This is a genomic window from Deltaproteobacteria bacterium (assembly GCA_023382265.1).
GTDB lineage: Bacteria > JAMCPX01 > JAMCPX01 > JAMCPX01 > JAMCPX01 > JAMCPX01.
In genome coordinates this window covers 24,754-35,410 of record JAMCPX010000024.1, presented here as the reverse complement: position 1 = coordinate 35,410, position 10,657 = coordinate 24,754, and the positions used below count along the sequence as shown (strand labels likewise).

The 10,657-nt window shown below is 39.4% G+C and carries 8 protein-coding genes; 2 read left to right on the top strand and 6 right to left on the bottom strand.

Annotated features, from left to right (window positions below; translation table 11 throughout):
• Positions 1-44: 44 nt before the first annotated feature.
• Complete coding sequence (gene ppc / locus M1381_04670) at positions 45-2,738, top strand: phosphoenolpyruvate carboxylase (protein MCL4478380.1); 2,694 nt, start codon at positions 45-47, stop codon at positions 2,736-2,738.
• Positions 2,739-2,749: 11 nt separating this feature from the next.
• Entirely contained in the window at positions 2,750-4,405 is a 1,656-nt protein-coding gene (locus M1381_04665; GenBank protein MCL4478379.1) for a nucleotidyltransferase domain-containing protein, read from the top strand.
• Between the two features lie 13 nt (positions 4,406-4,418).
• Here M1381_04665 and hisD read toward each other — a convergent pair whose 3' ends face one another.
• The 6 genes from hisD to gmd form a co-directional block, all read right to left on the bottom strand.
• Complete coding sequence (hisD, locus tag M1381_04660) at positions 4,419-5,675, bottom strand: histidinol dehydrogenase (GenBank protein MCL4478378.1); 1,257 nt, start codon at positions 5,673-5,675, stop codon at positions 4,419-4,421.
• Positions 5,672-6,319, bottom strand: a complete 648-nt coding sequence (gene hisG / locus M1381_04655) for an ATP phosphoribosyltransferase (GenBank protein MCL4478377.1) — start codon at positions 6,317-6,319, stop codon at positions 5,672-5,674. Before hisG ends, hisD begins: the two co-directional genes overlap by 4 nt.
• The gene (gene murA / locus M1381_04650) at positions 6,316-7,587 is read right to left on the bottom strand and encodes a UDP-N-acetylglucosamine 1-carboxyvinyltransferase (GenBank protein MCL4478376.1); all 1,272 of its coding nucleotides are present in this window, start codon (positions 7,585-7,587) and stop codon (positions 6,316-6,318) included. The genes hisG and murA overlap by 4 nt, the downstream gene beginning before the upstream one ends.
• Before the next feature lie 7 nt (positions 7,588-7,594).
• On the bottom strand, positions 7,595-8,446 hold the full coding sequence (gene prmC, locus M1381_04645) for a peptide chain release factor N(5)-glutamine methyltransferase (protein ID MCL4478375.1): 852 nt from the start codon (positions 8,444-8,446) through the stop codon (positions 7,595-7,597).
• Between the two features lie 265 nt (positions 8,447-8,711).
• On the bottom strand, positions 8,712-9,608 hold the full coding sequence (locus M1381_04640) for a GDP-mannose 4,6-dehydratase (GenBank protein MCL4478374.1): 897 nt from the start codon (positions 9,606-9,608) through the stop codon (positions 8,712-8,714).
• Positions 9,605-10,630: a GDP-mannose 4,6-dehydratase gene (gene gmd / locus M1381_04635; GenBank protein ID MCL4478373.1), complete on the bottom strand. Its 1,026-nt coding sequence runs from the start codon at positions 10,628-10,630 to the stop codon at positions 9,605-9,607. The genes M1381_04640 and gmd overlap by 4 nt, the downstream gene beginning before the upstream one ends.
• Positions 10,631-10,657: the final 27 nt, after the last annotated feature.

Sequence of the window (10,657 nt, the reverse complement as noted above, 5' to 3'; positions counted from 1 at the left end):
ACGAAACTTCAGGCAATTCCGGTGAAAAGATTAATTCACTTTCAATGACCATAAATCTGCTTGGCCATTTGCTGGGTGAAGTATTGAAAGAACAAGAGGGCGAAGATTTCTTTGGGCAGGAAGAGTTTATACGGTTAAGCGTAAAAAAACTTAGAAAAAAATACAGCGGGTTTCTCGAGAAGCAGATAATAGATTACCTGTACAAGCTTAATCCTTCAAGATTGGAAGGCTTAATAAGGGCTTTTGCGGTTTACTTCCAGCTTGTTAATATTGCAGAAGAATACCATGCGCAAAAGTACAGGCTTGATCCTGGTTATAAAAAAACCGATTATACATCCATAGAAGCGTGTTTAGCACATATCAAAAAACAAGGGGAAAGTCTTGATCGGGTAAGAGGTATTGTAGAAAATCTAAAAGTAATACCTGTCATAACCGCCCATCCAACAGAGACAAAGAGACACACCATTCTAAGAAAACATCGCGTGATATATGAGTATCTGGAGATATATGAACGGGATCATTTAACTGTTCACCAAAAAAGAGAAACCTTATATAAAATAAAAAATGAAATTACAAAACTCTGGCAGACGGACGAGATCAGACATAAGAGGATAAAGGTATCGGATGAAGTATTTAATGGGATGTTTTATTTTAGACATTCATTTTATCCTTTAATCTATAAGCTTTATAAAAAAACAAATAATGCGGTTAAGAATGCATACCCTGATTTAACCGCCCCGCATGATTTTATAAGTTTTGGATCGTGGATAGGCGGGGACATGGATGGCAATCCAAATGTTACATATAAGACTGTACATGAAACGGTTCTTACACAACAAAAAGTCATATTGGATTTATACATGGATGATATAAGGGTGCTATTTAGAAGCCTTTCTATGTCGGACAGACGCATTCCTGCAACAGCCATTATGAAACGATCCATAGAGATTGATAAATATATATTAAAACATCTGCTGTCAAAAATGGATTATAACAATATCAGTTCCTCGGAATATTACAGACAGAAACTCACGTTGATTTATGGAAGGCTTATGGCACGGAGAGATGGGTTGAGGGGTGGATACCGCTCTGCCAAAGAATTCATTGATGACATGAATTTAATTAAAAACAGCCTGTGCTCCGGGAAAGCGGGTGATATAGCAGCAGAAGAATTAGAGCCGCTTATTATAAAAGCGCATATCTTCGGATTTCACCTTGCATCACTTGATATAAGGCAGCATCATAGTATTCATGAGCATGTTATAGATAAACTCCTTAACGGTAATTATGCAGGCAAGAAAGAAACGGAAAAACAACGGATACTGAAAAACAATCTGCAAGGGAACCGTAAGGTATCTTTAAAGCATTTGGATACTGTAATGGGGGATATTAAGGTTTTTGAGACTATAAAAGTAATAAAGAATTCTATAAGTAACGATGCTATAAAAAGTTATGTAATAAGTATGGCTCACGACTTTAGTGATATCCTTGAAGTCGCATTACTTTTTAAAACAGCAGGCCTGCTGCATAAGGATAAAATTGGATTCAGATCTGATATTGGTATTGTGCCGCTTTTTGAAACCATAAATGATCTCGACAACTCTGCCTCCGTAATGAAGCAGGCATTTGAAGATCCATTTTATAAACAGATTTTAAAACATTCCGGCATGAAACAGGAAATAATGCTTGGTTACTCCGACAGTAACAAGGATGGAGGTATCCTTAAATCAAGATGGTCGCTTTACAAAGCCCAGGAAAGGCTAATCAATTTGGCATCTGAGCATAACGTGAGATTATTGTTTTTTCACGGCCGAGGCGGCAGCATTGGAAGGGGAGGTGGACCAGCTTATGACGCTGTTAAGTCACAGCCGGAAGGCAGCGTCAATGGCTACGTAAAACTTACCGAGCAGGGTGAAGTCGTTTCATCTAAATATGCAAATATTAACACCGCATTTTACAACCTTGAATCAATTGTATCTGGGGTTGTTTCTGCTGATCTTGATAACAAAAAGCTGAACGCAGATAAGCTTAATTTATATGAGAATATCATGGATCAAATTGCAGATGATGCGTACATGTTTTATACCAAAAATATACGTAATAATCCTTTATTAGCCGATTATTTTTTCTCGGTAACACCTATTAGTGAGATATCCATGTTAAACATAAGTTCAAGGCCTGCATTCCGTGTAAAGGCAAAAACTATTAATTCTATCAGGGCGATTCCGTGGACGTTTAGCTGGGCACAGAGCAGGTACAATATACCGGGCTGGTTTTCCTTTGGTTACGCTATAAATAAATTTATCAGCGCGGGAAAGAAAAACCTTAATTATCTAAAAGATATGTATAATGAATGGCAGTTCTTTAATGTTCTTATAGATGGTATAGAGATGAGTATGAAAAAAGCCGACATGCATATTGCAAAATTATATTCTGCATTGGCAGATGCTATAAATGGTTCCAAAACATTCTTTAACGTAATAGAAAAGGAATATAAATTAAGTAAAAGCATGCTTTTACTTATAACAGGGCAGGGTAATTTGCTCGAGAAACAGCCTCAATTGAATAGATCATTAGAGTTGCGGAATCCATACATAGACGCTCCAACATATATTCAAATAATCCTTTTAAGAGAACTAAAATATGGTAAGATAACGGATGTGCATAAAAAAGAGTTTATCTACCCTGTTCTGTTAAGCATCAATGCAATATCAGCAGGGCTTAAAAACACAGGATAAGGATATAATTTATGGAAATAATTTACATTACGGATGTACATGGAGCAAGATCATCTATGGAAAAATTGCTCGAAGTAACATTTGCGGATCTATACATAATAAGCGGAGATTTGATTTATGCACCGTTTTATTCGCCTAATACATCAACAAGGTTCGTTGAACTGCAGGATATCTTTCATGTAATGAGGGAGAGGGAATCCCCTGGAACGGTTTTGGAAGAATATGTGGAAGGCCTTTTAAAAAAAGAAATAAATGATGATTTTAAGAATAAGGCAGAGGAGTATCTAAGATTGTCCGAGAGAGCGCTTGCCACAATGGCTGATAAATATTCAAAAATGGAGCTGGTATTCTCTATGGTAAGAAAAGCCCCTATAATAGTTTTGCCAGGTAATTATGATATGGACCTATCGTTCACGGCTATGGCACATAGACAAATACATAAAAAAATATATGAAATGGATGGAATAAGGATAGGCGGTTATGGCGGTGCCAACATCAGGACACCGGGTGTTCCAGAAAGAAAGGCAGTAAGATTTATAGAGAGTAATGAATATTCGGAGCCTTATGAGTTTTTTGTTGAAACTAAGCCTGATATCTTTGTATGTCATCAACCCGCGTACGGACACCTTGACTATTTTGCTTCTTACGGCTCCATAGGCAGTAGAGGAATTGCAAGTGCAGCGGATGAGATAAAACCCCTTATTGTTTTGAGCGGACATTTACATGAGGCGTACGGATGTGAATATAATAATAATGTGTTTTATAGTAATCCATCAAATTTTGGTGCGGTTGCAACTCCTGAAGGCAAGTTTATGGACGGCGGTTATTATGCTAAAATCACCATAGAAGAGCATAAGATAAAAAGGGTGATTTTGAAGCGAGTGGAAGAATATAGACCTTATGATATAGTAGATTATATCCCGGAGGGAGACAGTTTAAGAACAATAGTTCTCGATGAAGCGAGATACAAAGGTTTAAAAGAAAATATTCATGATGAGTTATCCAAACCGGTTCCCGTTTATCATGTTGAAGAGATCCAGCTTTTTAATACGGTTAAACATTTCTTTAGGCATTATGAATCACCGGAAACAAATGATAGAATAAAAATGCTGAAGAATGTTGCTCTGGCAATGGAGGCAAAAGGCTCACCCATTGCTTTTGATCTCGTTGGTTCAACATTGTTTGGTATGGCAGATAAAGAATCCGATATAGATATTGTTGTTTATTATGAGGCACCGATCACGGAGGGAGACCCCGACGCCAATCTTGAAGAGAGGATTGAAAAGTTCAAATCAGTATTAAAGGAATACGGCAGTGAAACATACCCGGTTGAAATAGTGGATGCGATAAATCTGAAAGCTGTCGAGGAGGCTATTATAAACGAAGATTATTCATCAAGTGTTACAGGCAGATTTATATTTTACAGGGCTATTTGCAGGCCTGTTCATCACAGGCTATTCAGAAAATATGAAGCATTGCTATATGAAAAGGATAATTACAGGAAAGAAGTAGAAGCAACTATGAGAGAGGTAATACATACACTTGTAAGAACATCCAGGCACTTTGAGTCGTTTAAAAAATATGAGGCAAGGCTTTTGGAACTGGATGTCCCTATTCCTCAGCCTATCAGAAAAAGATTGAAACAATATTTACAGATGGATGAGTGAAGTTTCTCTGGTTTCACAGCCTTATTTTTACTGCCATTGCATGTGCATCAAGCCCTTCCATTGTTCCCAATGTTATTGCGTGGGTGCCTAAAAATCCAAACGAATCTTTATTTACCTCAAGCATGGTGGTTCTTTTCATAAAATCGTGTACCCCGAGTCCTGATGAAAATCTTGCCGTACCCATTGTTGGTAAAACATGATCCGGGCCTGCAACATAATCTCCAAGGACTTCCGGAGTAAAGCTGCCGATGAACACAGCACCTGCGTGCTTGAGGTATTTTAGATATGATTTTGGCGAGCCCACTGCAAGTTCAAGGTGTTCAGGTGCAATCGCGTTTGCAATATCCATTGCATGCTTTGCATCCCTTGCTATTACCGCAAAACCATATTTGTCTAAACTTTTCTTTATTATCCGCCTTCTGTTGAGCGTGTTTATGTTTTGATTGATCTTTTCATTAACGTCGTTTACATAACTTTTTTTAAATGTAATAAGAACACTCATCGCGTGTTCATCATGTTCCGCCTGTGCCATAAGATCCATTGCTATAAATGCCGGGTTCGCTGTGTGGTCGGCTATAACGACGACCTCGCTTGGCCCTGCTATAGTATCAATGCCGACATCCCCGTACACGAGCTTTTTGGCAAGTGTTACGTATCTGTTGCCGGGTCCTACGATTTTATCAACCTTGCCTACGCTTTCTGTTCCGTATGCCAATGCAGAAACAGCATGAGCACCGCCCATTCTATATATCTTTTTGATACCAAGCATTCTTGCAGCGGCATAGATATGTTTATCATCGGAAGGTGTTGCAATGTATATATCATGTACCCCTGCTACAATTGCAGGTACGGCATTCATTATTACGGAAGATGGATAAGAGGCGCTGCCCCCGGGTACATATAATCCAACACTGTCTATGGGTGAAAACAGCTCTCCGTATGTAACGTTGCTTACATCTTTTTTTATCCATGAACTGATGTGACTCTTTTCTTGCTCATGAAACGCGGTTACCCTTTCGATAGCAAATATCAATGCCTGTTCTACATCGCTTGGAATCTGTTTCATGGATTGATCCATTACTTTATTTTCCACAATGAACGAACCGCTGCTTTTATGATCATATTGCTTTATGAATTTAAAAAGAGATCTGTCCCCATGGTCCTTTACATCATTAACGATCTTGAAAACTAATGGATATATGTCTTCACTTAGGACTTTTCTTTTTGATAGAGCGGATTGAATCTCAGATTGAGGAATAATCCTTATCATGACACCTTCTTTAGCTTTTCGATAACATTTTGCATCACGGTTTCATTAAGTCTTAAGGAGGCTTTATTTGCAACAAGTCTTGCAGACGATTGTATTATGTGTTCTCTTTCGATAAGTCCGTTTGCCTTTAGTGTCTCACCGGTTGAGACAAGATCTACTATTATATCAGAAAGTCCATATAGCGGGGCAAGCTCGATAGCACCGTATAATTTGATAATGTCAGCCTGATACCCTTTTTCATTAAAATATTTGTATGCGAGGTAAGGATATTTTGTCCCTACCCTTATACCGGAGAGAGATGCCTGATAACCTGCTACAGCACGTTTCATTACGTTGCTTTTTACGGGCTCTGCTATAGACAGGTGGCATCTACCGAAATTGAACGCCATTACCGTTATGATATCCCTCCTCTGTTCCAGAACCAGATCATAACCGATTATACCGAGATCAACCGCACCGTATTCAACATAAGTCAGCAGATCAACAGCCCTTATAACGATCGCCTCTGATAAACCATTTTTATCTTTAAAGACGAGCTTGCGTGATTCTTTAAGTGCATCCGAAAAATCAAAACCCGCTTTTTTCAACGCATAGACCGCATCGCTTAAAAGTCTGCCTTTGGGTAATCCTATTTTTATCTTCATACATTTATCCTTCTTACTTTAGCTCCGAGTATAGATAATTTCTTTTCCATTGTTTCATAACCTCTGTCCAAATGATAGATCCTTGATATCTCTGTCGTACCCTCAGCTATTAACCCAGCTATAACGAGAGATGCACTTGCTCTAAGATCCGTCGCCATTAATTGCGTACCCATCAATTTTGTTTTCCCGTTTATTTTTGCCACATTACCTTCAATCTTGATATCAGCTCCCATCCTTCTTAGTTCTGCGACATGCATGAACCTGTTTTCAAATATGGTTTCTGTTATAATGCTTGAGCTGTTTCCCTGAGTCATAAGTACCATAAATTGTGCTTGAAGGTCCGTAGGAAAATTTGGATAAGGCATTGTTTTTACGCTAACACTCATGAGCCGGTGCTTTTTATCATTTTTAACTATTATTCTGTTTTTTTCTTCTCTGCATCTGATGCCAGCCTCTTTTAACTTGAACAGCAATGCGTCGATATGTCTTGGGATACATCCTTTTACCTCCACTTCGTTCCCGCCTGCGGATGCGGCTATGATATAAGTTCCTGCCTCAATGCGGTCAGGAATGATATCATAAGTGCATCCATGCAATCTATCGATCCCTTCAATAACAATTTTATTCGTACCAGCACCATGTATCTTTGCACCCATAAGATTCAATTGATCTGCAAGGCTTACAACCTCGGGCTCTTTTGCCGCATTCTCTATAATTGTTGTGCCCTTTGCAAATATTGCCGTCATTATTATGTTTTCTGTACCCGTTACGGTAATCTCATCAAAAACAATTTTTGCGCCTTTCAGGCTGCCGGCTGCTACATCAATGTATCCATGATCTATCGAAACCTTTGCACCAAGTGCTTCAAGCCCTTTTAAATGCAGATTAACAGGTCTTTCGCCGATCGCACAGCCGCCAGGCATTGATACCCTTGCCTTTCCGAATCTTGCCACCATGGGACCTAGCACGAGTATGGATGCACGCATTGTTTTAACAAGTTCATAGGGTGCCTCATACGTATTCAGATTTGATGTGTTGATCTTTAATACCGTATCACTGCCGTCTTTATCTTCTTTTATCTCTGCGCCCATTTTAATAAGGAGCTTCTGCATTGTGATTACATCCAGAAGTGCCGGGACACCCTTGAGAAAGACGTCCCCGGTTGTAAGTATAGACGCAGCCATTGCAGGCAATGCTGCGTTCTTGGCCCCGCTTATTTTTACGGAGCCGTTTAATTTATATCCGCCTTCTATAACAAATTTGTCCATAATAAATTTAAGATTTACCAAGTATACTTACTCGTTGAAAACCTGCAAGATCATTTAAGATCTTAAGGCTCTTAAAACCTTTTGTTTTCCGGGTAAGTGCCTTAATATGCTCCGTCTCTGTGTGATCATGCTCCATTACAAGCATACCCCTTTCAGTAAGAAAATCGCCGGCCTGCCCGATTATACTATTTATTAATTTCATACCTTTTGAACCTCCGTCCAGTGCATTTAGCGGCTCGTAATAAAGTTCTTTCTGCAGATGAGCAATCCTGTGATGAGGCACGTAAGGCGGATTTGTTACGATAAGATCAAATTTGATATCCCTCGGTAACGATGAGAAGAGTTCACCTCTGTAGAATGTTACTGTGGAACAAATTCCGAGTTTTTCACAATTCTTTTTGGATAGTATAATGGCTTTTTTGGATATATCGGTAAGACTTACATTTACGGGTTGTTTTAAAAGGGCAATACTTAATCCAATCACGCCGCTGCCGCAGCACAGATCCAGGACATGTTTGTATTGATATTGCTCGATGAACTTTATAGCTGTTTCTACAACAAGTTCTGTCTCAGGTCTCGGGATAAAAACACCCCGGCCGGTGAAGAAATCAATCCCCATGAATTCAATATGTCCTAACAAGTATTGTAGTGGATAACCGCCAGCACGTTTTTTTATAGTATACTTTAACCTTCTAAAGTTTGATTCTGATATGACAATATTGTTTTTTGCTATGACCTTTTGCTTTGGGATGCCGGCTATTTCGGAAATAATAATCTTTAATTCCCTGTAGGGTATCGGTAGACCCGTTTTATTAAAATAAGTATCAGCCCATCGGTATATGTGATCAATGTCCGGCATATATGTTTTAAACTACAAGAATACAGGGTAGATTACAATACTTTAAAACGACAAATCACGGTTCCTTTGCCAGGGGAAAACAGCAGGAGAAGCATCCATGCACTCTTTTCAGAGGGAAAGAGAACCGGATTCGCTTCAATCGCTGAATGACAATAAAGGGAACAAAACATTGATAAGCAAAGGAAATGGACTTAAATATTGAGATTATGGGTTCTGTTTTTTCAAATGCATTTTTAGGTTAAGCCAAAAATACATTTTATAAGATCTATATCAGCCTCTCACTGCAAGCTTTCAGCATGTCTTCTATTGTTTTTGTTAATGGGATTTCAGGGTTCCAGCCGAGTTTTTTAATCTTTGTATTATCGCCGACAAAGAGCACCGGATCAATGCTTCGCATGAACGCCTTTGCATGCCTTATCTCGATTCTATGATTTGTTAAACCATGCATATAACCTATAATATCATCAATGGAGTATGTGGTTCCTGAGCATACATTAAACACATCCCCGGGACTGCCGTTTTCAGCAATAATTCTGTACGCTCTAACGACATCCCTTACATCAAGAAAGTCCCTCTTTGTATGTGTGTTTCCGAGCTCGATAAACGGCTGTTTTGCAGCGAATGCCTTGACAAGCTTCGGTATAATAAAATTCTCCAATTGACCGGTGCCAGTATGATTGAATGATCTTGATATTACTATGTGCAACCCTTCGGATATGTATGTGTATGAAAGCATCTCAGCACCGGCCTTACTCGATGCATAATGGCTGACCGGATGTAACGGCTGCCGTTCTGTTATCGGCTGTTCATGTTCAGGAACAGTGCCGTACACATTTGAAGAACTGATAAACAATATCTTTGCTTCCGGGCATGATTGCTTGACTGCCTCGTATAGATTTAACGTGCCTACCGTATTGACCTGATAATAATCTTCCGTCTTACCGAGAGTGACATGAGATATACCGGCAAGATGATATATCTCGTCAGGCTTTACCCATGATAGAATCTTAGAGAGTTCATCCTTATCCTTTATATCCGCTTGAAACGTATCCACGTCATGTGATTGATTATCGGTACCATAAACATCATATCCGAGAGATAAAAGATGGCTTTTCAAGTATCTCCCGACAAATCCGTTTATACCTGTTATAAGTACTTTCATTTCTTGAGGGTTGAAATTCTTTTCAGATCAGCCTCTGCCATTATCTCCACAAGCTTTTTAAAATCCGTTTCCGGTTTCCATTTAAGCTTCTTTTTTGCTTTTTGAAAATCACCCGTAAGCTCGTAAACCTCTGAAGGCCTGTAGAACCTTTTAGAACTTTTTACAACCACCTTGCCGGTTTTTTTATCCCTTGCCGATTCGCCGTAACCTTTGCCCGACCATTCGAGTTTGAGTCCTGCATACTCATAAGCGTAATTAACAAAGTCTCTTACAGAATGGGACCTGCCGGTAGCAACAACATAATTGTCTGGTTCTTTTTGTTGAAGCATAAGCCGCATGGATTCAACATACTCGGGTGCGTATCCCCAGTCTCTCTTTGCATCAAGGTTACCAAGTTCAAGTGTGCGCATTAATCCATACCTTGTTCTTGCAGCGGCATCCGTGATCTTTCTTGTAACAAACTCAATACCCCTGAGAGGAGATTCATGATTGAAGAGGATCCCGGAACATCCGAATATGTTGTAAGACTCTCTATAATTTACTGTGAGCCAATGGGCATAGAGCTTTGCAACAGCGTACGGGCTTCTTGGATAAAATGGCGTGTTTTCATTCTGTGGAATTTGCTGGACCTTGCCGAACATCTCGGATGAGGATGCCTGATAGAACTTTATACCCGGGTTTACGATCCTTATCGATTCAAGGACCCTTGCGGCACCGAGTGCCGTAACCTCACCGGTAAGAATGGGCTCTTCAAAAGATACGGCAACAAAACTTTGTGCGGCAAGATTGTAAACCTCATCAGGTTTTATCTTTTCAAGCACCCTTATTATATTGCCCGTATCGTGAAGATCCATTTCTATGAGTTTTACATCGTTTAAGATGCCAAGCTCTTCAAGCCTCCAGAAGTTCGGCATTGATAGTCTTCTGTATGATCCGTACACTGCATAGCCCTTTTCCAAAAGCAGCTCTGCGAGATAAGCTCCGTCCTGGCCCGTGATACCTGTAATTAGTGCTGTTTTCACTTTTATCTCCTTTTATATATTATTAAT

Coding starts and splice junctions, on each gene's coding strand:
- hisD (MCL4478378.1), bottom strand. CDS start 5,675: ATGATAAGGATTATTCCTCAATCTGAGATTCAATCCGCTCTATCAAAA.
- prmC (MCL4478375.1), bottom strand. CDS start 8,446: ATGCCGGACATTGATCACATATACCGATGGGCTGATACTTATTTTAAT.
- M1381_04665 (MCL4478379.1), top strand. CDS start 2,750: ATGGAAATAATTTACATTACGGATGTACATGGAGCAAGATCATCTATG.
- ppc (MCL4478380.1), top strand. CDS start 45: ATGACCATAAATCTGCTTGGCCATTTGCTGGGTGAAGTATTGAAAGAA.
- murA (MCL4478376.1), bottom strand. CDS start 7,587: ATGGACAAATTTGTTATAGAAGGCGGATATAAATTAAACGGCTCCGTA.
- hisG (MCL4478377.1), bottom strand. CDS start 6,319: ATGAAGATAAAAATAGGATTACCCAAAGGCAGACTTTTAAGCGATGCG.
- M1381_04640 (MCL4478374.1), bottom strand. CDS start 9,608: ATGAAAGTACTTATAACAGGTATAAACGGATTTGTCGGGAGATACTTG.